Source organism: Rhizobium sp. P28RR-XV, assembly GCF_012641385.1.
In the GTDB taxonomy this organism is placed as follows: domain Bacteria; phylum Pseudomonadota; class Alphaproteobacteria; order Rhizobiales; family Rhizobiaceae; genus Rhizobium.
On sequence record NZ_JABAIG010000004.1, the window covers coordinates 88,391 to 114,817 of the forward strand.

A 26,427-nucleotide genomic window follows, 5' to 3' on the forward strand; every position below is an offset into this window, starting at 1 on the left:
TCGCCTTTTGCGTGCACCAACAGCAGAACCGTTGCATCGCTGCAGACTTGCCGCTCCAGGCAATCCCCTGTAGAGCCTTGGGGGAACAGCAGCAAATGCGGATACCTGAATGAACACCGGCAGCAAGACGCGTCGCCGCCTGACGATATTGGGTTCGACCGGCTCCATCGGCCAGAATACGCTTGACGTCATTGCCCAGCTGGGCGGGCGCGACGCCTTCGACATCGCCGCCATTACCGGGCATGACAATATCGGCCTATTGGCCGAGCAGGCCAAGGCCTGCGGCGCCGCTTTCGCGGTGACCGCCAATGAAGAGCGTTATCAGGATCTGAAGGATGCCCTGGCCGGATCGGGCATCGCCGTCGGCGCGGGCAGGAGTGCCCTGATGGAAGCCGCCTCCATGCCTTCGGATTGGGTGATGGCGGCGATCGTCGGCACGGCCGGCCTTGCCCCGACGCTGGCGGCCGCGCGGCGCGGCGCTGATATCGCGCTCGCCAACAAGGAATGCCTCGTCTCCGCCGGCGACCTTTTCGTGCGCGCCGTAACCGAAGGCGGCGGCCGGCTGATCCCGGTCGACAGCGAGCACAGCGCCATTTTCCAGGCGCTGGAAGAAGACCAGCAGCATGCGGTGGAGCGCATCATCATCACCGCGTCCGGCGGCCCCTTCCGCACCTGGACGCGCGAGCAGATGGCCAATGTCACGCCGGCGATCGCCCGCGCCCATCCCAATTGGTCGATGGGCTTCAAGATCTCCATCGGCAGCGCCTCGATGTTCAACAAGGCGCTTGAGATGATCGAGGCCAAGCACTTGTTCAACGTGCGCCCCGATCAGATCGAGGTCGTGGTCCATCCGCAATCCGTCATTCACTCGATGGTCGGCTATACGGACGGGTCGGTGCTGGCGCAGCTCGGCTGTCCCGATATGCGGACCGCCATCGGTTACGCGCTGACTTACCCCGCCCGCACCAAGCTCAGCGTCGAGCGGCTGGATTTCGCCAAGCTCGCGCGGCTGGATTTCGAGGCGCCGGACGAGGTTCGCTTCCCGGCATTGCGCCTTGCCCGCACGGCGCTGGAGCGCGGCGGCCTGCAGGGTGCGATCATGAATGCGGCCGAAGAGATCGCCTTCCACGCCTTCGTGGATGGCCGCATCGGCTTCCTGGAAATGGCCGATATCGCCGAAGCCGTCATGGACGAGATGATCGCGACCGGCAGCGCCGAAACCATGGATGCCGTCTTTGCGGCCGACGCCGAGGCGCGCAGCCGCGCAGCCGTGCTCGTCGCCCAGCGGGAAAAGGCTGCGTAAGTAAACTCCTACGATAAATCGAAGCTTTCCGCATTCGCTACGCAACTGCATATCCGGCGGTTGCCATTCCCGACAATGATGCTAGAGAGAAATTCCGGCTTCACTTTCAAGGGAATCACGATGCCGGACTTCTCCACGATCATTCTGTTCGCCGCCGCCGCGCTGGTGCTCACCGCTACGCCCGGTCCCGACATGCTTCTCATTGCCTCACGCAGTGTCAGCCAGGGCCGCACCGCCGGCTTGCTCACCTATGCCGGCATTGCGCTCGGCACCTATTGCCACGCCATGGCAGCAGCCCTCGGACTGTCACGACTCTTCCTCACCGTGCCTGTCGCTTATGAGACCGTGCGTTGGGCAGGCTGCGCCTATCTGCTCTATCTGGCCGTCAAGACGCTCCGCTCACAGGGTTCTGCGTTCACACCGTCAGCCGGACTCAAGCGTCTTTCGGGTAAGCGCATCTTCGTCGAGGGCCTGGCGACCAATATTCTTAATCCGAAGATGGCACTGTTCGTGCTTGCGCTCTTCCCGCAATTCGTCGATCCCAACGGCTCGATGATCCTGCAGATGGCACTGCTCGCCACCATTCTCAACGGAATCGGCTTTCTCGTGAACGGCTCCGTCATCCTTCTCGGCAGCCATATCCGCGGCCGGCTTTCGGCGATCAGGCACTTTCCGAAGCTGCCGCAATATCTGCTGGCGACGGTATTTGCCGGCCTCGCCTGCCGCCTGGCTTTGGGAAGCCGCGGCTAACGCCCGCACAAATAATCATTGCGGAAAACGGCATCACACCGATATTCCGCAATGAAGCACATTTCAGGCCGAAGCCGTCTTTTACGCGACGGCCCTTGCCAGCGCACAGCGCGACCACAGCGCATGCAGCGCACCGACCAGCTGCTCGATATCGCCATCCGAATGCAGTGGCGTCGGCGTGATGCGCAGGCGCTCGGTCTTCTTCGGCACGGTGGGATAGTTGATCGGCTGGACATAGACGCCGGCGTCGAGCAGCAGATCCGAAATCCACTTGCACTTGGCAGCATCGCCGACCATGACCGGCACGACATGGCTCGGGTTCGGCATATGCGGAATACCGGCCGCATCGAGCTGGGCACGCAGCTTGCGCACGCGATCCTGATGGCGCATGCGTTCGAACTGGCTGACCTTCAGATGCTGGATAGAAGCGACAGCGCCCGCGGCCAGAGCCGGGGGCAGCGAGGTGGTGAAGATGAAGCCTGACGCAAACGACCGGATGAAATCACAGAGCGCGGTCGAAGCGGCGATATAGCCGCCCATGACGCCGAAGGCCTTGCCGAGCGTGCCTTCGATGACGGTCAGACGATCCATCAATCCTTCGCGCTCGGCAATGCCGCCGCCGCGCGGGCCGTACATGCCGACGGCATGCACTTCGTCGAGATAGGTCATCGCGCCATACTTGTCCGCGAGATCACAGATCTCCTTGATGGGGGCGATGTCACCATCCATGGAATAGACGGATTCAAACGCGATCAGCTTCGGCGCCTTGGGATCGGCCGCCTTCAGCTTGGCTTCAAGATCGTGCAGGTCGTTATGCTTCCAGATGACCTTGTCGCACTTCGCATAGCGAATGCCTTCGATCATCGATGCATGGTTGAGCGCATCCGAGAAGATGATGAGGCCGGGGATGCGCGCGCCGAGCGTGCCGAGCGTCGCCCAGTTGGAGATATAGCCCGACGTGAAGATCAGCGCCGATTCCTTACCATGCAGATCGGCGAGTTCCTGTTCGAGCAGGACGTGATAGTGGTTGGTGCCAGAAATATTCCGGGTGCCTCCCGCACCCGCGCCACAGTGATCGATGGCCTCTTTCATCGCCTCGATCACTTTCGGATGCTGGCCCATGCCGAGATAGTCGTTGGAGCACCAGACAGTCACTTCCTGAGGGCCATTGGCCGTATGCCGGATTGCGCGCGGGAAATTGCCGCGGCGGCGTTCCAGATCTGCGAAGATCCGGTAGCGGCCTTCCTTGTGAAGACCTTCCAGCTCGCCCTTAAAAAATGCTTCGAAATCCATCATCTGCTCCAGTACCGTGCGACCGTTTTCGAGAATGCCGGTTCGCACGTCAACCCCTCCGCATTGCTTTCGCGCCCGCTGCGGCAAATGGCCCTTAATTTTGAACAATTCCAGACAAGAATAGCCAATCACATCAATTTGACAATCGAAACCATGCTGGAAACACTCTCTCTGGAGCGGAGGGTAAACTCCGCCGCTCCGGGCTCGTTCATGGTGAATCTAGGCGGCAGCCACGGCGCGCTTGGCCATGACCTTAACCAGGTTGGCGCGATATTCCGCCGTTGCATGCAGGTCGGAAAGCAACGATGACGGATCGATCGTCAGCCCCGCAACCGCTTCCGGCAGCCAATTCGCCGCAAGCGCCTGCTCCATATCACCCTGGCGGAAGACGCCGTCCGCACCGGCACCGGTGACGGCGACGCGCACGCCGCCTGCCCCCTTGGCGACGAAGACGCCCGTCATCGCATAGCGCGAGGCCGGATTGGGGAACTTGGCATAACCTGCCCTTTCCGGCGCGTCGAAAGCGATCGACGTGATCAGCTCGGCACCTTCCAGCGCTGTCTCGAACAGGCCCTGGAAGAAGTCGTCGGCCGCGATCTGGCGCCGATCGGTGACGATGGTGGCATTCAGCGCCAGTATCGCCGAGGGATAATCCGCCGCCGGGTCGTTATTGGCGACGGACCCGCCGATCGTACCCATGTGCCGGACATGCGGATCGCCGATCATGCCGGCAAGCTCGCAGAGCGCCGGACAGACCGCGCGGATCGCCGCCGAGGAGGCAACCTCCGCATGGGTGGTCGCCGCCCCGATCGTGACCCTGCGGCCATCGACGCGAATCCCCTTGATGGAGGGGATATGCCTGAGATCGACGAGATCGCTCGGCGATGCCAGGCGCTGTTTCATGGTGGCGATCAGCGTCATGCCGCCGGAGACGTATTTACCCTCGTCCGCGTTCGACAGCAGCTTGACGGCTTCGTCGACCGAAGAGGCACGATGGTAATTCGTTGCATACATTGTCCTATCCTCCTCTCGTCTCAGGCCGTGGCCCGCGCCGCTTCCCACACCTTGAGCGGGGTGGCCGGCATGGTCAGCGTATTATTGCCGATCGCATCGGTGATGGCGTTCATCAGTGCCGGCGGCGAGCCGATGGCGCCCGCCTCGCCGCATCCCTTCACACCCAGCGGATTGTTCGGGCAAGGCGTGTTCTGGTGCGAAAGCTGGAACGATGGCAGATCGTCGGCGCGCGGCATGGTGTAATCCATGAAGCTCGCCGTCAGCAGCTGGCCGCTCTCGTCATAATACACGCCCTCCAGCAGCGCCTGGCCGATCCCTTGCGCGATGCCGCCATGCACCTGCCCCTCGACGATCATCGGGTTGATGATGTTGCCGAAGTCGTCGGCGGCGACGAACTGCACGATCTCAGTCTTACCCGTTTCCGGATCAACCTCGACCTCGCAGATGTAGCAGCCGGCCGGGAAGGTGAAGTTCGCCGGATCGTAGAAGGCGGTTTCCTTCAGGCCCGGCTCCATGCCGGCGGGCAGATTGTGCGCGGTGTAGGATGCCAGCGCCACCTGGAACCAGGGCAGCGATTTGTCGGTGCCCGCCACCTTCACTTCACCGTTCTCGATGACGATATCGCTTTCGTCGGCCTCCATCAGGTGCGCGGCGATCTTCTTCGCCTTCGCCTCCACCTTGTCGAGCGCCTTGACCACGGCGGACATGCCGACGGCGCCCGAGCGGGAGCCATAGGTGCCCATGCCCATCTGCACCTTGTCGGTATCGCCATGGACGATGGAAACGCTGTCGATCGGCACCCCGAGCCGGTCGGCGACGAGCTGCGCGAAGGTGGTCTCATGTCCCTGCCCGTGGCTGTGCGAGCCCGTGAGCACTTCGATGGTCCCGACTGCGTTCACCCGCACCTCGGCGGATTCCCACAGGCCGACGCCGGCGCCGAGCGCGCCGACGGCCTGCGACGGTGCAAGACCGCAAGCCTCGATATAGCAGCTCATGCCGATGCCGCGCTTCATGCCGCGGGCAGCCGCCTCCGCCTTACGCGAAGGAAAACCAGCCCAATCCGCCTGCTGCATGGCGGCATTGAGCGAGGCTTCGTAATCGCCCGCGTCGTAATTCATGATGACAGGCGTCTGGTGGGGGAAGGTGCGGACAAAATTGATCCGCCGCAATTCCGCCGGCGAGACGCCGAGTTCGCGTGCTGCCGTCTCGACGGTACGCTCCAGAAGATAGGTCGCCTCCGGACGCCCCGCCCCGCGATAGGCATCGACCGGCACGGTGTTGGTATAGACCGTGCGGACGTTGGCGTGGATCGCCGGGATCGCATACTGGCCCGACAGCAGCGTCGCATAAAGGTAAGTCGGTACGCACGAGGAAAACAGCGACATATAGGCGCCGAGATTGGCGATCGTGTCGACCTTCAGCGCCGTGATGCGGTTCTCCGCATCGAAGGCCATCTTGACCTTGGAAACGTGGTCACGGCCATGCGCATCCGTCAGGAAGGCTTCGGTGCGGTCAGCCGTCCACTTGACCGGCACGCCGGTTTTCTTCGATGCCCAAAGACAGACGATTTCTTCCGGGTAGATGTAGATTTTCGAGCCGAAGCCGCCGCCGACATCAGGCGCGATGACACGCAGCTTGTTTTCCGGGGCGACATTGTAGAAGGCGCTCATGACCAGCCGCGCCACATGCGGGTTCTGGCTCGTCGTATAGCAGGTATAGTGATCTTCGGCGGCATCATAGATGCCGAGCGTGGCGCGCGGCTCCATGGCATTCGGCGAAAGCCGGTTGTTATGGAGCTCGATCTCGGTGACATGCGCGGCTTCGGCGATCGCCTTGTCGGTTGCGGCCGCATCGCCGAGCTCCCAGTCGAAAATCTGATTGTCGGGTGCTTCGGGATGGATCTGCGGCGCGCCCGCTTTCAATGCATCCACCGCCTCGACGACGGCAGGCAGCTCTTCATAGTCGACCTCTACGGCTTCCGCCGCATCGCGGGCTTCGCCGAGACTGTCGGCCACGACGATGGCGACGGCATCGCCGACATAGCGGACAGTATCGACCGCCAGAGGCCGCCAGGCGCCCATCTTCATCGGGGATCCGTCCTTTGAATGGATCATCCAGCCGCAGATCAGGTTGCCGATGCCATCATCAAGCAATTGCTTGCCGTCGAGCACGCCGATGACGCCCGGCATGGAAAGTGCCGCCGACGCATCGATACTTGTGATCTTTGCATGCGCATGCGGGCTGCGGACGAAATAGGCATATTTCATGCCCGGCGTCACCATGTCGTCGGTGTAGCGCCCCTTGCCCGTCAGAAATCGCTTATCTTCCTTGCGCGCAACACGCGCACCAATGCCTTCCACGCCCATCACATCCTCCCATCGGGGTTGCGGGCCTGGCACCACGCCAAGACGACGATCATTGGCGTCTCGCCAGACAGTCTCGGTGAAACTCTATTCAGCCGCCTGTTTGGCGGCATTCATCTCGGCATTGGCTGAAAGCACCGCCTTGACGATGTTGTGATAGCCGGTGCACCGACAGATATTGCCTTCGAGCTCGCTGCGAACAATCTTTTCGTCCAGCTTGCCGCCATGACGGTTGATCATGTCGACCGATGCCATCACCATGCCCGGCGTGCAGAAGCCGCATTGCAGGCCGTGATGCTCCTTGAAGGCGGCCTGGACCGGATGCAGCTCGCCATTGGCGGCCAGACCCTCGATGGTAGTGATCTTGGAGCCGGAAGCCTGAACGGCCAGGATCGAACAGCTCTTCACCGACTTACCATCCATGTGGATGACACAGGCACCGCACTGGCTGGTATCGCAGCCGACATGGGTTCCGGTCAGGCCGAGTTTTTCCCTAATGAAATGGACAAGCAGCGTGCGATCCTCGCACTCGCCGCTGACCGAACGGCCGTTCACCGTCAAAGTCACCTTTGCCATATTTTCCTCCTCGCCTCTCCTCCAGAGGCAAGGAGCATCATTTGACTTTTTTGCAGTCCAATCAACCTCTACTTTAGAACGGTCGCGGATTTTCTGCTTCGCGCCCGTCGTTTTACTCTCCGAATGCGAAGCTGCCTTTGTTCGGCAACAAAAAAACTATTGCCAGCCAATGGACAATCATATTTTGCACGATATTTTTCATCATTGCAGGACTGAAAGACAGCCCATCGTGGTGGAGCTGAAGAATGGGACGACGTTGGCCGGGTTCGGCTTAACTAACGTTGGAGAGAGTAAATGAAAAAAGTTCTTATGCTCGCATTGGTCGGCTTGTCTATCGCAAGCTGCACGCCGACTGAACAGGGCGCAGGCATCGGTGCAGCATCCGGCGCCATTATCGGCGGCGCAGTCACCGGCAACGTCCGCGGCGCCGCGGTCGGCGCAGCCATCGGCGGCGTTTCCGGCGCCGTCATCGGCAGCGTCCGGGAGCAGCCCGGCCAGTGCTACTACCGCGACCGCTACGGTCGTCGCTACATCGACGATTGCCCGCGCGGCGGCTACGGCGGCTACTGATCGATCCCAGCACGAAGCTTTCGAAAGTCCCGGACGCAAGTCCGGGACTTTTTGATTCCGGCCGATAAATGGCTGTGGCGCCGGCACCAAACCCGCCTGCCGCATGGCCTGGACAACCCGTGGACGCTGTTTTTCAGGTTGCTCGAATATGTCGGAACTGTGCCGAAAACGTCGGCATTTCAGCCATTAAGGGGCATTTTTCCACGTTTTTGACTCCAAAAAGGTACACCTGAACGACTTTTGCCTCTATGGTGGCCGCGCGTTAACTCCCGGGAAACGTCAAACTGAGTAAGTTCTCATGTAACCGTAAAGCGGCGTATGCATAAAAGAACTGAACCGAGAAAGAGTATTGCGTATCGGCGGGCAGGAACCGTGGCAGCGGTTGCGGCAGTGCTTGCGCTCGGTCCGATGTATGCCGGAAACGCCTTTGCGTTTAAACTCTTCGGCATAAAGCTCTGGGGCGAGGATGAAACGGCGGACCAGGTTTCCGATCCCGTTCGCTACACGGTCGATTTCAAGGCCGACAATCTCGACAAGGATCTGAAGGAATCGTTGAACGACAGCTCGATGCTGATTGCCGACGAGAAAAAGCCCGTATCCGGCGATCTCGGCGTTGTCGTCAAGGCGCGCGACGATCGTGACAGGCTGATTGCTAGCCTCTATGAAAAGGCGCACTACGGCGGCGTGGTCACCATTACCATCAATGGCACCCCGCTCGACGCATTGCCGCCGACGCCGACCTTCAGCCGCGCCAAGCCAGTTGCCGTCACTATCAGCGTTGATCCCGGTCCTGTCTTCAAACTCGGCAGAATCAACCTCCAGGGCGACGCCGCCAGGCTGGACCCGGCGAATTATGGGCTCGTGCGTGGCGGCGATGCCGGTTCCCTGACGATCCTGAAGGCCGGCGACAAGATGGTCGCCGATTTCAAGAACGAGGGACATCCGCTTGCCAGGCTCGACAAGCGCGATGTCATCGCCGACCATGCGAGCGACACGGTCGACGTCTCGCTGAAAGTCGAAAGCGGCCCCATCGCTCCCTTCGGCAATGTCGGTGTCACCGGCCAGAAATCGGTCGATCCGGATTTCATCAAGCGCTATGCCCGCATTAATGAAGGCAAGCCTTACTCTCCCGACGAATTGAAGAAAGCGTCGGACCGCTTGAGAAAACTCGGCGTCTTTTCCAGCGTCACCATCCGCGAGGCCGACAAGCTGGCGCCTGATGGCAGCATCCCGACGACCATTGAAGTCTCGGAAGGCAAGCAGCGCTTCTTCGGCGTCGGCGCGCAATATTCCACCATCGACGGCTTCGGCCTGCAGGGCTATTGGGGACACCGTAATCTGACCGGCCGCGCGGATTCGCTGCGCATCGAGGGCTCCATCTCCCGCATCGGCGAGACGACCGATGTCGGCCAGTTCGATTACACGGCCGGCATCACCTATGTCAGGCCCGCGACTTTCTATCCTTCGGCAACCTTCACGGCCGGCCTCAAGATGCAGAGCCTGCATCCGGACGCCTACGACGCCAATACCGCGACGGCAAGCAGCAGTCTTGCTTACGAAATCAACGATCAGGATACCGTCTCCGCTGGCGGCGAGATATCCTATGAACAGGATACCACCGACGCCTTCGGCAAGCACAACTATCTGACGGTCGCGATCCCGCTCGAATATGTCAGAGACACGCGCGACAACAAGCTGGACCCGACCGAGGGCTACCGCGCTTCGATCGGCGCCAAGCCGAGCTATGAGGCGATGGGCGGCACGATCTTCAGCTCGCTCGAGGGCTCGATCACCGGCTACAAGGGCATCGGCGCCAACAATAACGTCGTCTTTGCCGGCAAGCTTGCCGCCGGCTCGCTGCTGGGCGCAAACAATATCGAGGATATTCCAGCCACCCGGCGCTTCTATGCCGGCGGCGGCGGCTCGGTGCGTGGCTACGGCTATCAGGAGATCTCGCCCTACAATTCCAACGGCGACGAAACCGGCGGACGCTCCTATGTGACCGCCTCCTTCGAAGCCCGCGTGAAGATCACCGATACGATCGGCATCGTCCCCTTCGTCGACATGGGTAGCGTTACCGACACCACCTTCCCGGACTTGTCCGATCTGCGCATTGGCGCAGGCGTCGGCCTGCGCTACGCTACGCCCTTCGGTCCGATCAGGCTCGATGTCGCCGTTCCATTGAAGAAATATGACGACGGCACATCTTATGGCATCTATGCCGGCATTGGTCAGGCCTTCTGACAAGCCGTATAGTTGTCGCAGGCGTTTCAGCACACGGTTAGAAAATTGGGGTTACTGTCGCTTTCATGAGCATATTGATTCGAATCCTCGGGAGATTGGTGCGCTGGATCGCCTATGCGGTCGTGGCAATCCTTTTGCTCGTGATCGTGGCTGTGCTCGTTGTCGGCCTTGTCCCCTCCGCAACCACCTATGCCGTCGACCAGGTGGCGAAGATCGCCTCGACGCCGGATCGCACCATCGCCATCGCCGCGCCCTCCGGACTGCTGAACGGCAATCTGAGGGTCGGTTCGATCACCATATCCGACACCAAAGGCCCCTATGCCAAGGTGCAGAACCTTGCCATCGACTGGTCTCCGCTATCTTTGCTAACCGGCACCTTCCATGCCGATCGCATCGCAGCCGATATCGTCGATTTTGAACGGCTGCCGATTTCGACGGCCGCGCCCACGCCGGAAACGCAGGCGACGCAGGGCAGCGGCGGTTTTTCACTACCCATCGCTATCGATATCGGCACCATCGCCCTGCCCGATCTTCGCATTGGACAGGCGGTCGCCGGACAGGATTTTATTCTGGCCGCCGACGGCAGCGTCAAGGCAAACAGCAGCAGCATGGGTCTCATGCTGAATGCCAGCCGCCACGATGTGCCCGATGCCAAGCTTTCCGCCGATATCGCCTTCGCGCCGGCCGAAAACCAGCTGAAGCTGAAGACGCAGATTTCCGAGCCGCGCGACGGAATGTTGGCTGGCCTCCTGCACCTGCCAGGCGGCCCGGCGATTAATATCGACCTTTCCGGCGACGGTCCTCTCTCCAATTGGGCCGGGAAGCTGCAGGCAGCGCTCGACGGCAAGCCGACGGTCGCCATCAGCGGCCATCACAGCCTCTCGGCCGACGGCCTGCACCACATCGACGTCAAGGGCGGTGGCGACGTCGACTCGCTGCTCCCACCGACCATGCGGCCGCTCTTTGCCGGCCAGACGACTATCGATGTCTCCGCAACCTTCGACGGCAAGGGCAAGATCGACATCCAGACCGGCAATCTTGCCACCGGCAGTGCGGTGCTTGCCGCATCCGGCACGCTGGATCCCAACGGCAACAACAGCCTCAATGCCAATCTGCTCGGCACCTCCGGCCCCGTCGACTTCCGCTGGCCGATGGAGGACGGCGAGGTCCGGGCCCTGATTTCCCGCGTCGATATCGCGCTGACGGGCGCTGCCCAATTGGTGAAGATCGATGCGAAAGCCGCACTCGACAGCGCCAGCACGCCGCAGGGGCAAATCGGGCAAATCAATCTGAGCGCCAGAAGCGACGCCTTCAATCTGGCCGCCATGTCCGGCCCATTGCAGCTCCGCTTGGTCGTCGGCCAGACGGCCTTTCTCAATGCCGATCTCAATCGTCTGATCCGGGCGCCGATCGCGCTGACCGCGCCCTTGCAGCTCTCGCCCGACACGATCGGCTTCAACAATACGACGCTGGAAAGCGCCAGCATCGGCGGCACGGTCAACGGCAAATATACGCTGTCTTCGAAGGCGCTGACGGGCAATTTCAAGCTTTTCGCTTTGCCTGGCGTGCTGCCGGACGGCGTCTCGGACAAGTTCGAAGGCACGCTTTCTCTGGAAGGGCAGGTCGCCGGCACGGTGCCGACCAAGATGTCGCTCTCCAACCTTGCGGTGAAATCCAGCGTCGCCGAGATCACCGGCAATGTCGCGCTCAACGACCAGTCGCTAACCTCCGATCTATCGGGCAAGCTACTCGACCTTTCCAAGCTGATACCAAACGCCGAAGGACAGGCCGATATCGGCCTCAAGGCCAAGGGACCGCTGACCGCGCTCGGCATCGACGCGACCGCCAAGGCCGTCAACGTCAAGCTGGCGGGACGGCTGCTGGATACGCTCGACATCGGCGTAACGGGAACCGCGGATCCAAAGGCCCCGCAGGCGAAAGTGCAAGCGAGCGGAGCGATTGACGGCAAGCCGATCCGTATCACCGCCGACGCCGTTTCAAAGGATGGCCGCACCAGCATCCCGTCCCTATCGGCCGAGATCGGCACGAACAAGCTGCAAGGCAAGCTGGACCTGTCGCCGAGCTTCGAACCGTCAGGCGCGTTGACATTCGATCTGCCGGATCTGAGCCTCCTTGCGGCCCTCGCCGGGCAGAAGGCCGAGGGCGACCTCAAGGGCTCGCTCGATATCGCCAGCGCCAATGGCAAGACCAGCCTGAAGGTCAATGCCAGTGGCAATGGTATCCGCCGAGACGATCTCGTCATCGGCACGCCGGCCGTCGCGCTCACCGTCGACGACCTCAAGGCCTTCTCCGCCAATGGCAGCATCCGTGCGGATACCATCGCCTCCGGCGCCAACCGCATCACCGGTCTCGGCCTGACCTTCACCCAGCAGGGCAGCCGCACAGACTTCGATCTGAAGTCCACATATGACAACGCGCCGCTAACGACGCGTGGCGGCGTCGAGACATCGGGTGGCCAGACAACGGTGAGCATCGACGCATTTGCGGGTGCTCCGCGGACGATACCGGTCAAGCTGGCATCGCCGACCAAGATCGTCATCAAGGATGGGACAGCGTCGCTGAATGGCCTGACCCTTCAGACGGGCGGCGGCTCGGTGACCGTCGATGGCACCGCCGGTCAGACATTGAACATCAATGCCAAGATCGCCAACCTGCCGGCAAGCCTCGCCAATGTCTTTGCGCCGACGCTCGCGGCCGAAGGCGTCATTTCCGGCACGGTAACGGTCACCGGCAAGGCAACCGCGCCCACCGTCGTGTTCCAGACAAACTGGTCGGGCGCGGCGACGAGCCAGACGAAATCCGCCGGTCTCGCCGCGCTCGGCATCAAGGCGGACGGCAAATTCGCCGACAATGTCGTGACTATCAACACCAACCTGACCGGCCAGAGCGGCCTTGTGCTTAACGGCGGCGGCACTGTCGCCGTCGCCGGCAACAAAGGCATGGCGCTGAAGTTTTCCGGCAATGTGCCTTTCGATGCCCTTGCCCGCCAGCTCGCCGCCCAAGGCCTGGTCATGACAGGTATGGCGAAGATCGACATGCAGATCGGCGGCACGACGGCGGCACCTGCCGTTACCGGCACGATTGCCACCGACGGCGCCAAGCTGGTCGACGTCCGCCGGAACCTGACCCTCAGCGGGCTCACCGTCACCGTGACCCTCGATGGCAAGCAGGCCGTCATTTCGCGGCTCGCCGGCAACCTGACGAGCGGCGGCAGCATTTCGGGCAGCGGCACGGTCGGCATTGCCCCGAATAGCGGCTTCCCGGCCGATATCCAGATGAAGTTCAACAACGCGACCTATGTCGACGGTACGCTGGTGGCCGCGACCATCAACGGCACTCTCGGCGTCAAGGGGCCGCTGATGACCGCGCCGATGCTGACGGGCAATCTCAGGATCAACAAGGCGTCGATCACGGTGCCGGAGAAGCTGCCTGCGTCGCTTTCCGAGATCAACATCAAGCACAAGAATGCCCCCGCTGCGGTCAACGCCCAGTTCAAGGATCAGAAGCCAGAGGGACCGCGCAGCAAATCGACCACCCTCGGCATTGATCTGCAACTCGACGCACCCTCGCAGATCTTCGTGCGCGGCCGCGGCATCGACGCCGAACTCGGCGGCAGCATCACGGTGCGCGGCACGGCAGCGGAACCTGTCGTATCCGGCGGCTTCACCATGCGGCGCGGACGCCTTACCATCCTCAGCCGCCGGCTGGATTTCACGGATTCGAGCAAGATCACCTTCGGCGGTGACCTGACCCCCGCACTTAATATGGAGGCGACATCGACGGTGAGCTCAACCACCATCACCGTCGATGTTACCGGTCTCGCCACCGATCCCCAGATCGGCTTTTCCTCCTCGCCGGCACTGCCGCAGGATGAAGTACTGGCGCAGTTGATCTTCGGCCAGTCCATGTCGAAACTATCGGCCATGCAGATCGCCCAGCTCGCCGATGCCGCAAGCCAGCTCGCCGGCGGACGCTCCACATCGTTGTTCGAGGGGTTGCGCAGCCATCTCGGCGTGGACGATCTGGATATTTCGACCGATGCAAACGGCCAGGCACAGGTCGGCGCCGGCAAGTATATCAACAAGCGCACCTATATCGAGCTGCAGCAGGGCGCCTCCAACAACACCAAAGCCATCATCAATTTCAATGTCGGACGCGGTGTGAAGCTGCGCGGCGCGGCGGGATCCGACGGCGCCGGAGAAGCCGGCGTCGTCTACGAGCGTGAGTATTGAGGGATACCCCCTCGCCCCAACGGGGAGAGGGTGGCGCGATAGCGCCGGGTGAGGGGGCGTTACCGGGAGATTGCCGTTCGCTTGCCGCTCAAGTCGCTCACCGCTTCGCTTTCAGCCCCTCATCCGTCCCTATCGGGCCATCTTCTCCCCAAGGGGAGAAGGTAAGTTGCTTTAGAACCCCATCTTGCTGGTCTTCAGCAGGATATTGGATTCGGTCGTATTGATGCCGTTGATCAGCCTGATCCGGCGCAGCGTCTCGTGGTGCCGTTTTCCACCAATCGCTCGATGCGAGCGGCGACAGTGGCGCGCGATGCGCCGGTCGCTGCCGCCAGCGAGGAACCGGAGATGCGTGCGTTGCTGCGAAGCGCACTCAAAGGTCACGGTCGAGGTCATCCATATGGTTTGTCATTTTGGTCAATCGAACTGATCAATCTGTCGAAAGCTAATCGATTTTCGACAATTTTCCATCTTTTTGCTGTCATGCAGACCATCGATAATGCGCCTCGACATCATCCGGGGCGGTTCGGCTCTTCACGGACTGCTCGAACCGCGCTACCTCGTTGTTTTCACGCAATTCCGGGGAACGCCGCTGCGCATTTTCCGGGAATTGCTTTAACCCTCGGAGCAATGCCGATGAATACGCAATCCACTCCCGTTACCCTGATCGGCGTTCCCCTGGAAGAAGGCTCCGGCCGCCGCGGCGCCGGCATGGGCCCGACCGCGCTCCGCATCGCCGGCATCGAAACCACGCTGATCGAGCTTGGCCATCGCGTCACCGACAGCGGCGACCTGCGTCCCGTTCCGGCAGCGGACCTTCCGGAGCATCCACAGGCCCACAATCTGAAGATTGTCGGCGCTTTCACGCGCGCACTCGAGGCTAGGGTATACGATGTCGCCTCCTCCGGCGGCTTTCCCCTGATCCTTGGCGGCGATCATAGCCTGTCCATGGGCAGCGTCTCCGGCATGGCGCGCTACGCGGCAGAGGTCGGCCGGCCGCTTTTCGTGCTTTGGCTGGACGCGCATTCCGATTTCAATTCGCCGACCACTTCGCCCTCAGGCAATATTCACGGCATGCCCGTCGCCTACTATTGCGGTGAGGCCGAGATCGACGGTGTTCTGCCGGCCGGACGGCCGCTGGTCGACCCGACGAAGGTCTTCCAGGTGGGCATCCGCTCCGTCGATCCGCGCGAGCGCGAGGAGATCCGCGAGCATGGCGTCAACGTCTTCGATATGCGTTCGCTCGACGAACAGGGCGTAGCAGCCATCATGCGCAGGGTGCTCGATACCGTAAGCGCCGCAAACGGCCTGCTGCATGTGAGCTTCGATGTCGATTTCCTCGATCCGGATATCGCGCCGGGCGTGGGCACGACGGTGCCGGGCGGCGCCACCTATCGCGAGGCGCATTTGATCATGGAGATGCTCTCCGACAGCAACCTCGTCTCGTCGCTCGATCTCGTCGAGCTCAACCCCTTCCTCGACGATCGCGGCAAGAGCGCCCGCGTGCTGGTGGAGATGGCAGCAAGCCTCTTCGGCCGTCGCATCTTCGATCGTCCGACACGGGCTGCCTGAGGAGACTACCCAGCGGCAGGGAACCGAATGGCGCGTTGCCGGGAGGCCTGCCATTCCTACCGTGGGGCCATCCTCGTCCTTCGACAGGCTCAGGATGAGGATGGAGCGAGCAGCATCTTTGCTTTGACTTGCGGTTCCTTGGCAGTGAAGCGAAAAGATCAGCCCTCACGGTGAGGTGGCGCGCAAGCGCCCTCGAACCGCGAGGGCGGGTAGCCGGAAACCGTCCAGTCGAAACCGCTTGTATAGATTTAGGTTTGAGCAATGTTCTTGCTCTATCGTGCCATGAACACGCCGCATTTGGCGTCACGCTTCAATGGGAAGAACGTTCATGGCCACGATCAATTCCACCAGCTTCAGCGGCGAGACTCTGGAGATCATTGCCTTCCGGCTGCATGAGCAGGAATTCTGCGTCAAGACCACTACTATCCGCGAAATCCGCGGCTGGGCGCCGTCGACGCCGATTCCGCATGCGCCGGCCGATGTCATCGGCGTCATGAACCTGCGCGGCTCGGTCATCCCGATCATCGACCTCGCCTACAAGCTCGGCATGCAGAGCACGGTTGCCAACGAGCGCAGCGCCATCGTCGTCGCCGAAGTGCACAACATGGTCATCGGCATGCTGGTCGACCGCGTTTCCGACATCCTGACGATCGCCTCCAGCCAGGTTCAGCCGGTTCCGGAAGTCACGGCCTCGTTCGATCGCGTCTATTGCGAAGGTATCATCGCAACAGAGAACGGAATGATCTGCTTCCTGAACCTCGCCAAGATGTTCAAGGAAAGCGAAACGGACGAACTCGCCGCATAACTTCGCGCCGCATAGTTTCGCGGAAGAGTCTTTTTTGAGAACCGCCACCTTCCGGTGGCGGCTTTTTGTCTCGCAATTCGGCTTCGTCGTTTTTCAGAATGATTGCTTAGGGCGTGATGCCGAAAAGTGTAGGCGGTTTTCGGACGACATCACGCTCTACTTCTTTGATTCTAGAGCGGATTCAGATTTTAGGTCGAACAGACCTAATATCATCCGGCTCTAGCCGAATAGTGCGTAGGTGCTCCTGATCGTCACCCATACGCCCCAGAGCAGCGGAATGCCGACGATCGCCCAGGCGATCAGCGCCTTGCCGTCGAAGCCGCCCGTGCCGATGCCAAAGGAGCCGGTGGGGCCGGCGTTGGCGGCAGCCGTCTTTGCCTGCAGCGCGGCGACCTCCTCGTCCGACATGAACCATTTGGCCGAAAGCGGCTTGACCAGCAGATTGGCAATCAGCCCCAGCGCCAGCATGCCGGCAAGGATATACATGGTGAAGGTGTAGAGCTGTGCGCCTTCCACGCCCGCTGCCTTCTGTGCCTCGCGGATGTAGTTGACCACGACAGGCCCGATGATGCCGGCCGTCGCCCAGGCCGTCAGCAGCCGGCCATGGATTGCGCCCACGAACTGCGTGCCGAAAATATCGGCGAGATAGGCGGGAACCGTGGCAAAGCCGCCGCCATACATCGACAGGATGATGCAGAGCGCGCCCACGAACAGAACCTTGCTGTGAATGCCGGCCGCCCAGGGAGCCAGGACATAGAGCGCGATACCGATGACGAAGAAGCAATAATAGGTATTCTTGCGGCCGATTTTGTCGGATAGCGATGCCCAGAAGAAGCGGCCACCGATATTGAAGAGCGACAGCAGACCGGCAAAGCCGGCGGCGATGGCAGCGACGGTGGCGATCTGATCCTTGCTGAGATCGGCGAATTTCACATCCGGTAGGCCGATCAGGGCTCCGCCGAAGATCTCCTGCAGCATGGGCGAGGCCATGCCGATGACGCCGATACCGGCCGAAACGTTAAGGCACAGCACCGCCCAGATGAGCCAGAACTGCTTGGTTTTGTGGGCGTGGCGAAGATGCACATGCTTCGTCGTGATCATCGAGCTCTTGGCGGCGGGTGTCATCCAACCTTCCGGACGCCAGCCGGCTGGCGGCAGGCGATAGCCGAAAGCGCCGCCCATCATGAACACGAAGTAGATCGCCGCCATGACGATGAAGGTCTGCCAGACGCCGGCCGAACCATCGGTGCGGAAGTGGTTCATCAGCAGGCTCGCGAGCGGCGCACCGATCATCGCACCGCCGCCGAAGCCCATGATCGCCATGCCGGTCGCCATGCCGCGCCGATCGGGAAACCATTTGATCAGCGTCGAAACGGGCGAGATGTAGCCGAGGCCGAGCCCGATGCCGCCGATGACACCGGCGCCGATCCACATCAGCCACAGCTGGTGGAAGATGACGCCGATTGCCGCGATCACGATACCGCCGCACCAGCAGCAGGCGGCAACCACGCCGGCCTTGCGCGGCCCGGCCCGTTCCAGCCAGCCGCCCCAGATGGCGGCGGAGGAACCAAGCAGCACGAAGAACAGCGTATAGATCCAGCCGAGATCGCTTACGCGCCAGTCGCAGCTTGTCGTGAACAGAGCAGTCAGGAGATTAAGGCTGGCACATTCCGCGGGAGCCGGCGTCGGTGTGCCGATCGCCTTGGAGAGCGGCAGCCAGAAAACGCTGAAGCCATAGGCCATGCCGATGCAGAGATGGATAGCCAACGCGGCCGGCGGCACGAGCCATCGGTTGAAGCCCGGCTTGGCGATGATGCGCTCGCGGTCGAGCAGACCCGCCGCTACCGTTCCTTCAGAAATATTCGTATCAGCAGCCGTCATGAACAACTCCTCCTTGCTTCAAAGACAGCACCTCTTCCCTCAACAGGAATCGCATTCGAAGATGGAGCCTCCGCTCTCCATCCTAATGCGCTATCAATGCTAGTATTAAGCCGACTTAACTTCCTCGGCTGGCGCGGGCCTGTGGATCAGCGAGGCCGCCTCCAGGACCAAAGGGCTCAGCCCGCTGTCTCCGTGATCGATGATCGCGAAAAGCTGGCGGCGCATGCGCGGCTCCCAGAATTTGTTGATATGGGTGGCAACCCCCTGCACCGCTTCGTTTGCCGGCTGGGTCTTGAAAAAGGTGGCGATCTGGTTCGCCATATAGATGAGCTTGGTTTCGGTCTTGCCGTGCGGCGTGTCGTCAGGCGACATCGGCGATGCTCCCCGTAATAATGCGATGCGGATGGGTGAAAATCTCGAAATCGTCGCCGCGCACCAGCGCCACCAGCGTCATGCCGGCTTCGTCGGCCGTGCGGATGGCAAGCGCCGTCGGCGCGGAGATGGCAACCAGTACGGAACTGCCCAGGATCGCCGCCTTCTGTACCATCTCGACGGACAGCCGGCTCGTCACGGCCACGACACCCTCGGCACCCCTTCGGCCGGAGCGAACAACCGCGCCGCAGAGCTTGTCCAGCGCATTATGGCGTCCGACATCCTCGCGCACGGCAAGCAACCCTTCCGAGGGAACATAGAAACCCGCGCCGTGCACGGCATGAGTCTCGCGATGCAGTGGCTGAGCGTCGTTGAGCAGCGCGACCGCGCGAACGACATCCTTCTGCGTCAGCTTCAAAGCGACCTTCGAAACGTCGGGCACCTTGCGCACGGCCTGCTCGATCGATTCGATGCCGCAGAGGCCACAGCCGACGGGGCCTGCCATATGGCGGCGACGCAGCCGCAAGGCGTCCGCAGCATCGTCGACGAGAGTGATCTGCACGTCGATCCCCTGCTCGTCCTCGATCGGATCAACGGTCGCGATCTGAGCGATATCGGTAATAATGCCCTCGGTCAGGCTGAACCCGACGGCGAAGTCCTCGATATCGGCAGGCGTTCCCATCATGACCGCATGCGAGGTACCGCCATAGGAAAAGGCGATCGGCACTTCCTCGGGGACGATGCGCGTGCCCGAACGTACCATGCCGTTGCGGCGGGCAGTTTCGGGGACGGTGGTGATGGGTTTGAAGGAGATCATTATATGGTCTCCCCTTCTCCCCATCGGGGAGAAGGTGGCGCGAAGCGTCGGATGAGGGGGGCGAGGGGCGAAAGCTCCGAGCGTCCTGAGCGCGAACGAAGGACTATTCTTCCCGCGTGGAAAGACCCCCTCATCCGCCCTGCGGGCACCTTCTCCCCGAGGGGAGAAGGAGAAAGCACGCTCCGGCTCACTCCGCAGCCTCCATCTTCCCGACGATACGGCGCGACTGCCGGGCCTGTTCGTCATACTCGACCTGCCACTGAGACGGACCGTTCGACGGCGAGACCTGCACGGCCGTCACCTTGTATTCCGGGCAATTCGTCGCCCAGTCGGAATAGTCCGTGGTGATGACGTTAGCCTGCGTGTCCGGATGATGGAAGGTGGTGTAGACGACACCGGGAGCAACGCGGTCGGTGATCAATGCCCGAAGCGTCGTATCGCCGGAGCGGCTGCTGAGCCGGATCCAGTCGCCCTCGCGGATGCCACGCTGCTCTGCGTCGTGCGGATGGATTTCCAGCCGATCCTCGGCATGCCAGACGACATTCTCCGTTCGCCGGGTCTGCGCTCCGACATTGTACTGGCTGAGGATACGCCCCGTGGTCAGCAGCAGCGGGAAGCGCGGGCCGGTGCGTTCGTCGGTCGCGACATATTCCGTGCGGATGAACTTGCCCTTGCCGCGCACGAAGCCGTCGACATGCATGATCGGCGAACCGAGCGGCGTCTTCTCGTTGCAGGGCCACTGCACCGAGCCCATCTTCTCCAGATAGTCATAGGAAACCAGGGCGAAGCTCGGCGTCGTCGCGGCAATCTCGTCCATAATCTCGGATGGATGCGTGTAGTTCCAGTCAAGGCCCATGGCCTGCGCCATCTTCTGCGTCACTTCCCAGTCGGCATAGCCATTGCGCGGGCTCATGACCTTGCGCACGCGGTTGATGCGGCGCTCGGCATTGGTGAAGGTGCCGTCCTTTTCGAGGAAGGTCGAGCCGGGCAGGAAGACATGCGCGTAGTTGGCCGTTTCGTTCAGGAAGAGATCGTGGACGACGACACATTCCATCGCGGCAAGGCCGGCGGCGACATGCTTGGTATCCGGGTCGGATTGGAGAATATCCTCGCCCTGGATGTAGAGCCCTTTGAAGGTGCCGTCGACGGCGGCGTCGAGCATGTTGGGGATGCGCAGACCTGGCTCTTTGTCGAGCTTCACGCCCCAGAGCTTTTCGAAGATATCGCGGGTGGCATCATCAGCGACATGGCGATAGCCCGGCAGCTCGTGTGGGAACGAGCCCATGTCGCAAGAGCCCTGCACATTGTTCTGTCCACGCAACGGGTTCACGCCGACGCCCGGACGGCCGATATTGCCTGTCGCCATGGCAAGATTGGCGATCGCCATGACCGTGGTCGAGCCCTGGCTGTGCTCGGTCACGCCGAGACCGTAATAGATCGCGCCATTGCCGCCCTTGGCATAGAGGCGGGCCGCACCGCGCACGAGATCGGCGGGAACGCCGGTGTATTTTTCCGTTTCCTCGGGGCTGTGCTGCGGCTCGGCGACGAAGGCTGCCCAATCCTCGAATTCGGACCAATCGCAGCGTTCGCGAATGAACTTCTCGTCGAACAGGCCTTCAGTGACGATCACATGTGCCAGCGCCGTCAGTATGGCGACGTTTGTGCCCGGCTTCAGCGGCAGATGGTAGCTCGCCTCGACATGCGGCGTGCGCACCAGATCGATGCGGCGCGGATCGATGACGATCAGCTTGGCACCCTGGCGCAGCCGCTTCTTCAGCCGTGAAGCGAAGACCGGATGGCCGTCCGTCGGGTTGGCGCCGATGACGATAACGACATCGGTATGCTCGACGCTATCGAAATTCTGCGTGCCAGCCGAGGTGCCGAAGGCCTGGCCGAGACCATAGCCGGTCGGCGAATGGCAAACACGGGCGCAGGTATCGACATTGTTGTTGCCGAAGCCGGCGCGCACCAGCTTTTGCACCAGGAAGGTCTCTTCATTGGTGCAGCGCGACGAGGTGATGCCGCCGATGGAATCACGGCCATATTGATATTGCAGCCGCTTGAACTCGGTGGCGATATGGGCAAAGGCCTCATCCCAGGTCACTTCGCGCCAGGGGTCGGTCACCTTCTCGCGGACCATCGGGTTGAGGATGCGGTCCTTGTGGGTCGAATAGCCATAGGCGAAGCGGCCCTTGACGCAGGAGTGGCCGCGATTGGCCTGGCCGTCCTTCCAGGGCACCATGCGCACCAACTCTTCGCCGCGCATCTCTGCCTTGAAGGAGCAGCCGACACCGCAATAGGCGCAGGTGGTGACGACGGAGTGCTCCGGCTGGCCGATCGAGATCACCGACTTTTCGGTCAGCGTCGCGGTCGGGCAAGCCTGCACGCAGGCGCCGCAGGAAACGCACTCGCTATCGATGAAATTCTCGTGCATGCCGGGCGAGACGCGCGAGCCGAAGCCCCGGCCCTCGATCGTCAGCGCGAACGTGCCCTGCACTTCCTCGCAGGCGCGCACGCAGCGGGAGCAGACGATGCACTTCGAAGGATCATAGGTGAAATAAGGATTGGACTCGTCTTTCGGCGCCCATTTCAGATTGATGTCGCCGCTGTTGCGCGCCTTGACGTGGTTGTCGCCCTCGTAGCCGTAGCGCACGTCGCGCAGGCCGACGGCGCCGGCCATGTCCTGCAACTCGCAATCGCCATTGGCGGCGCAGGTCAGACAGTCGAGCGGATGGTCGGAGATATAGAGCTCCATCACGCCACGGCGGATGTCCTTCAGCCGGCCGGTCTGCGTGTGGACGACGATGCCGGAAGCAACGGGCGTCGTGCACGAGGCCGGCGTGCCGTTGCGGCCTTCGATCTCGACGAGACAGAGGCGGCACGAGCCGAAGGCATCGACCATGTCGGTGGCGCAGAGCTTGGGCACCTGAATGCCTGCTTCCATCGAGGCGCGCATGATCGACGTGCCCTCGGGGACGCTGATCTGGCGCCCGTCAATGGTCAGCGTCACCATGGTTTCGGACTGGGAGGCCGGCGTGCCGTAGTCGATTTCTGGAACGAGGGACATGGATCTTACTCCGCCGCTTCAATCAAGGGAGCCGGAGAAAAGTCCTCCGGGAAATGGGTCATCGCGCTCATCACGGGATAGGGCGTGAAGCCGCCGAGCGCGCAGAGCGAGCCGAACTTCATCGTGTTGCAGAGATCGGCAAGCAGCACCCTGTTCTTCTCGGGCTCGATCCCTTGCGCGATCTTGTCGGCCGTCTCGACGCCACGCGTCGAGCCGATGCGGCAGGGCGTGCACTTGCCGCAGCTTTCGACCGCGCAGAATTCCATGGCAAAACGCGCCTGCTTCAGCATGTCGGCGGCATCGTCGAAGATAACAATGCCGGCATGACCGATGAGACCGTCCTTGGCCGCGAAGGATTCATAGTCGAACGGCGTGTCGAACAGGGCGCGCGGGAAATAGGCGCCGAGGGGACCGCCGACCTGCACGGCCTTGACCGGACGTCCGGTCGCCGTACCGCCGCCGATCCGGTCGACGATATCGCCGAGCGAAAGACCGAAGGCCGTCTCATAGAGACCACCATATTTGACATTGCCGGCAATCTGCAGCGGGATCGTGCCGCGCGAACGGCCCATGCCGAAATCGCGGTAGAAAGCCGCGCCCTTGTCCATGATGATAGGGACGGAGGCGAGCGAAATCACGTTGTTGATGACGGTGGGACAGTTGAACAGGCCCTTATGCGCCGGCAGCGGCGGCTTGGCGCGCACGATGCCGCGCTTGCCTTCAAGGCTGTTCAGCAGCGCCGTCTCTTCGCCACACACATAGGCGCCGGCGCCGGTGCGGATTTCCATGTCGAAAGCCTTGCCGGATCCGAGCACCGAAGCGCCGAGAATGCCGGCGTTGCGCGCGATGTCGACCGCTTCGGTCATCGCGGCGATCGCATGCGGATATTCCGAGCGCGTATAGACGAAGCCCTTGGTCGCGCCGGTCGCAAGGCCTGCGATCGCCATACCCTCGATCAGCACGAAGGGATCGCCTTCCATGATCATCCGGTCGGCGAATGTACCGCTATCGCCCTCGTCGGCATTGCAGACGATATATTTGCGGTCGCCCGGCGCGTCGAGCACCGTCTTCCACTTGATGCCAGTGGGGAAGCCTGCACCGCCACGGCCGCGCAGGCCGGAATCGGTGACTTCCTTGACGATATCGCCTGATACCATGCCGATGGCGCGGCGCAGCCCATTCAGGCCGCCATGAGCCTCATAATCCTCGAGCGAAAGCGGATCGGTGACGCCGCAGCGGGCAAAGGTCAGGCGGGTCTGTTCCTTGAGGAATGGGAGGCTTTCGACCTCCCCAAGACAGAGCGGATGCTCGCCGCCTTCGGCAAGCCCGGCGTCGAACAGTGCCGATACGTCCTTGGCCTTCACCGGCCCGTAACCGATGCGCTTGCCGTCGATCTCGACTTCGACCAGAGGCTCGAGCCAGAACATGCCGCGCGAGCCGTTGCGCACGATGCGCGCATCCAAGCCGCGTTTGGCAATTTCCTGCGCGACCGATTTCGCAACCTTCTCCGCGCCAAGCGAAAGGGCGGCTGCATCGCGGGGGATGTAAATAGTCAGGGTCATTGGCGCGCCTCCTTCACGAGGTCGTCGGCGCTTTCGTCGTCAAGCCGGCCATGTAGCTCACCATCGAGCATCGCCGCCGGCGCGCAGGCACAGAGCCCAAGACAGTAGACGGGTTCCAGCGTGACGCTGCCATCGAGTGTCGTTTGATGGAAATCGATGCCCAACAGCCGCTTGATGCGCTCTGCCAATGCATCGCCGCCCATCGACTGACAGGCTTCGGCGCGACAGAGCTTCAGGACGTGGCGGCCGGCGGGATGATCGCGATAGTCATGATAGAAGGTCATGACGCCATGCACTTCGGCGCGCGAGAGGTTCAACGCCTTGGCGATCAGCGGCAGCGCATCCTGCGGCACATAGCCGAATTCCTCTTGAATCCCGTGCAGGATCGGCAAAAGCGGCCCCTCCATCGATTTCATGCTGTCGATGATGGTGCCGGCCCGGGTTGCGATATCGCCCGCGGCCTGATTCAAATTCATTAGCAGCCTCCCGCGCATAGCTCCGAAAATCGAAGGCGAATCTTCGGAAAAGGCTTATGCGGCATCTCCTCCTGGCGTGCGATCAACACGCCACAACGATAAGCTCGCAGGGAGACGGCAAAGGATCAATAAGGCAGTCCCGTCGTTCGATAGGAATCTTCTATCGATTCTTATTCTCTTCCGCGAGCAATCTCGCCTCGTGCAACAAGGCGGAGACGAGCGGCGTAAAGGGTTCGCGGTGTGTAGCGACCAGGCCGACAAGATGCTCGGCGTCAGGTTCCGTGATCGGAATCTTGTGAATATCGGCCGGAAAACCGAAGGAATCGGCAATATTCTTTGGCATGATGCTCGCCCAACGCCCGGTCTGAACATGGGAAAACAGCACGATCATCGAATTGGATTCCAGCGTCGGCCTCGCCGTTGCGCCCGCTTCGGCAAGGTGCCGATTGATAATGCGGCGATTCTGCATATCGGCGGTCAATAGACAAAGCCGAAGATTGCCGACTTCCTTCCAGGTGACGGTCTTGCGCTCGGAAAACGGACTGCCCGCCGCCGTGATCAGGTGATAGCGCTCGGCATAGAGCGGCACGCTGGTGACACGGCCGAGCGGCTCGTTTTCCAGGTAGGTGATGCCGGCATCGATTTCGAGATTTTCGAGCAGGCTCAGAACCTGCAGCGAATTGCGCGATAAAATGGAGAAGGTGACGTCCGGATGCCTCTCCTGGAAGGGCGTGGTGATTTTCTGCACCATCGCAAGAGCTGTCGGAATGGCGGCCATGCGGATGTGACCGGCAAGACCCTTGCGTGCCGCTCGCATTTCCTCGCGCATGGTGCGGCTGTCGCCGACGATGCGGCGCGCCCATTCCAAGACGCGCTGCCCCTCGGGCGTCAGTCCCTGGAAACGGGAGCCGCGGCTGACGAGCATCACGCCCAGCTGGTCTTCCAGCTGCCTGATCGCGGCCGACAATGTCGGCTGCGTCACGCCGCATTCCTCGGCCGCGCGGCCGAAATGCTTCTGATTCGCCAGCGCGATGAAGAATTCCAGCTTGTCGATCATCCCGCTCTCCCGAAGCGAAAGAGTTAGACCGGCAGCCAGGCGAACGCAACACGCAAGATCGCGTCAAACCTCAACGTTCGCCTTGACAGAATGCCTGCTGCAGCGAATCGACCACGTCACAGATTTCCGAACGGGCAACGGCATAGTGAATGAGGCGCCCTTCGCGGCGCGTGTCGACGAGCTTGTCCAGTCGAAGGCGCGCCAGATGCTGCGAAACGACGGCCTGTGGCAGATCGAGAAGAGCCTCGAGTTCCATCACCGTCTTCTCCCGCTTGGCGAGCGTGAAGAGGATCGCCAGACGGGTTTCATGGGAAAGTGCTTTCAGCAGGGCGCTCGCCTTTCGAGCCCTGTCGGTCATCTCCTCGACATCATGCTCTGCGGCACCGCCTTGCGGTGGAGACGATAACATATCACAGCCTCTAGCGAGAATTCACACAGAGCTATGCTTATAATAT

19 protein-coding genes and 1 pseudogene are annotated in these 26,427 nt (G+C 61.7%); 7 read left to right on the forward strand and 13 right to left on the reverse strand.

Annotated elements, in window-relative coordinates; genetic code table 11:
* Nucleotides 1-109 precede the first annotated feature (109 nt).
* Both dxr and HGP12_RS09845 read left to right on the forward strand, forming a co-directional pair.
* The gene (gene dxr / locus HGP12_RS09840) at nucleotides 110-1,303 is read left to right on the forward strand and encodes a 1-deoxy-D-xylulose-5-phosphate reductoisomerase (protein ID WP_168839982.1); all 1,194 of its coding nucleotides are present in this window, start codon (nucleotides 110-112) and stop codon (nucleotides 1,301-1,303) included.
* 120 nt (nucleotides 1,304-1,423) lie between these two features.
* Entirely contained in the window at nucleotides 1,424-2,053 is a 630-nt protein-coding gene (locus HGP12_RS09845; RefSeq protein WP_168839981.1) for a LysE family translocator, read from the forward strand.
* 81 nt (nucleotides 2,054-2,134) lie between these two features.
* Here the strand turns inward: HGP12_RS09845 and hemA are convergent, their stop codons facing one another.
* From hemA to HGP12_RS09865, 4 genes are all read right to left on the reverse strand, one after another.
* Entirely contained in the window at nucleotides 2,135-3,346 is a 1,212-nt protein-coding gene (gene hemA / locus HGP12_RS09850; protein ID WP_168840086.1) for a 5-aminolevulinate synthase, read from the reverse strand.
* A 219-nt stretch (nucleotides 3,347-3,565) separates the two neighbouring features.
* Nucleotides 3,566-4,360 (reverse strand): xanthine dehydrogenase family protein subunit M, encoded by a 795-nt coding sequence (locus tag HGP12_RS09855; protein WP_168839980.1) that lies wholly within the window; start codon nucleotides 4,358-4,360, stop codon nucleotides 3,566-3,568.
* A gap of 20 nt (nucleotides 4,361-4,380) precedes the next feature.
* Nucleotides 4,381-6,726: a xanthine dehydrogenase family protein molybdopterin-binding subunit gene (locus tag HGP12_RS09860; RefSeq protein ID WP_168839979.1), complete on the reverse strand. Its 2,346-nt coding sequence runs from the start codon at nucleotides 6,724-6,726 to the stop codon at nucleotides 4,381-4,383.
* Nucleotides 6,727-6,810: 84 nt separating this feature from the next.
* Nucleotides 6,811-7,299 carry a (2Fe-2S)-binding protein gene (locus tag HGP12_RS09865; RefSeq protein WP_149635869.1) on the reverse strand — a complete coding sequence of 163 codons (489 nt, stop codon included), beginning with the start codon at nucleotides 7,297-7,299 and terminating at the stop codon, nucleotides 6,811-6,813.
* Nucleotides 7,300-7,593: 294 nt separating this feature from the next.
* On the opposite strand from HGP12_RS09865, the gene HGP12_RS09870 reads away from it, so the two are divergent.
* From HGP12_RS09870 to HGP12_RS09880, 3 genes are all read left to right on the forward strand, one after another.
* Nucleotides 7,594-7,869: a YMGG-like glycine zipper-containing protein gene (locus HGP12_RS09870; protein WP_168839978.1), complete on the forward strand. Its 276-nt coding sequence runs from the start codon at nucleotides 7,594-7,596 to the stop codon at nucleotides 7,867-7,869.
* A 318-nt stretch (nucleotides 7,870-8,187) separates the two neighbouring features.
* Complete coding sequence (locus tag HGP12_RS09875; RefSeq protein WP_168878707.1) at nucleotides 8,188-10,113, forward strand: autotransporter assembly complex family protein; 1,926 nt, start codon at nucleotides 8,188-8,190, stop codon at nucleotides 10,111-10,113.
* A 65-nt stretch (nucleotides 10,114-10,178) separates the two neighbouring features.
* Nucleotides 10,179-14,366 carry a translocation/assembly module TamB domain-containing protein gene (locus tag HGP12_RS09880; RefSeq protein WP_168878708.1) on the forward strand — a complete coding sequence of 1,396 codons (4,188 nt, stop codon included), beginning with the start codon at nucleotides 10,179-10,181 and terminating at the stop codon, nucleotides 14,364-14,366.
* Nucleotides 14,367-14,537: 171 nt separating this feature from the next.
* Here the strand turns inward: HGP12_RS09880 and HGP12_RS34760 are convergent.
* Nucleotides 14,538-14,763 (reverse strand): annotated as a pseudogene (locus HGP12_RS34760) (Lrp/AsnC family transcriptional regulator).
* 236 nt (nucleotides 14,764-14,999) lie between these two features.
* On the opposite strand from HGP12_RS34760, the gene rocF reads away from it, so the two are divergent.
* Both rocF and HGP12_RS09895 read left to right on the forward strand, forming a co-directional pair.
* Nucleotides 15,000-15,935 (forward strand): arginase, encoded by a 936-nt coding sequence (gene rocF, locus HGP12_RS09890; RefSeq protein WP_168839975.1) that lies wholly within the window; start codon nucleotides 15,000-15,002, stop codon nucleotides 15,933-15,935.
* Between the two features lie 328 nt (nucleotides 15,936-16,263).
* A complete protein-coding gene (locus HGP12_RS09895) occupies nucleotides 16,264-16,740 on the forward strand; it encodes a chemotaxis protein CheW (protein ID WP_168839974.1) in 477 nt (158 codons plus the stop codon).
* A 219-nt stretch (nucleotides 16,741-16,959) separates the two neighbouring features.
* Here HGP12_RS09895 and HGP12_RS09900 read toward each other — a convergent pair whose 3' ends face one another.
* The 8 genes from HGP12_RS09900 to HGP12_RS09935 form a co-directional block, all read right to left on the reverse strand.
* On the reverse strand, nucleotides 16,960-18,621 hold the full coding sequence (locus HGP12_RS09900) for an OFA family MFS transporter (protein WP_168839973.1): 1,662 nt from the start codon (nucleotides 18,619-18,621) through the stop codon (nucleotides 16,960-16,962).
* Between the two features lie 105 nt (nucleotides 18,622-18,726).
* On the reverse strand, nucleotides 18,727-18,993 hold the full coding sequence (locus HGP12_RS09905) for a formate dehydrogenase subunit delta (protein ID WP_168839972.1): 267 nt from the start codon (nucleotides 18,991-18,993) through the stop codon (nucleotides 18,727-18,729).
* The gene (gene fdhD, locus HGP12_RS09910) at nucleotides 18,983-19,810 is read right to left on the reverse strand and encodes a formate dehydrogenase accessory sulfurtransferase FdhD (RefSeq protein WP_168878709.1); all 828 of its coding nucleotides are present in this window, start codon (nucleotides 19,808-19,810) and stop codon (nucleotides 18,983-18,985) included. Before fdhD ends, HGP12_RS09905 begins: the two co-directional genes overlap by 11 nt.
* A gap of 187 nt (nucleotides 19,811-19,997) precedes the next feature.
* The gene (gene fdhF / locus HGP12_RS09915) at nucleotides 19,998-22,877 is read right to left on the reverse strand and encodes a formate dehydrogenase subunit alpha (RefSeq protein ID WP_168839970.1); all 2,880 of its coding nucleotides are present in this window, start codon (nucleotides 22,875-22,877) and stop codon (nucleotides 19,998-20,000) included.
* 5 nt (nucleotides 22,878-22,882) lie between these two features.
* Nucleotides 22,883-24,439: an NADH-quinone oxidoreductase subunit NuoF gene (locus HGP12_RS09920; protein ID WP_168878710.1), complete on the reverse strand. Its 1,557-nt coding sequence runs from the start codon at nucleotides 24,437-24,439 to the stop codon at nucleotides 22,883-22,885.
* A complete protein-coding gene (locus tag HGP12_RS09925) occupies nucleotides 24,436-24,915 on the reverse strand; it encodes a formate dehydrogenase subunit gamma (RefSeq protein WP_168839968.1) in 480 nt (159 codons plus the stop codon). The genes HGP12_RS09920 and HGP12_RS09925 overlap by 4 nt, the downstream gene beginning before the upstream one ends.
* A gap of 160 nt (nucleotides 24,916-25,075) precedes the next feature.
* Nucleotides 25,076-25,972 (reverse strand): LysR family transcriptional regulator, encoded by an 897-nt coding sequence (locus HGP12_RS09930; RefSeq protein ID WP_168839967.1) that lies wholly within the window; start codon nucleotides 25,970-25,972, stop codon nucleotides 25,076-25,078.
* Between the two features lie 70 nt (nucleotides 25,973-26,042).
* Nucleotides 26,043-26,381 carry a helix-turn-helix transcriptional regulator gene (locus HGP12_RS09935; RefSeq protein WP_168839966.1) on the reverse strand — a complete coding sequence of 113 codons (339 nt, stop codon included), beginning with the start codon at nucleotides 26,379-26,381 and terminating at the stop codon, nucleotides 26,043-26,045.
* Nucleotides 26,382-26,427 lie beyond the last annotated feature (46 nt).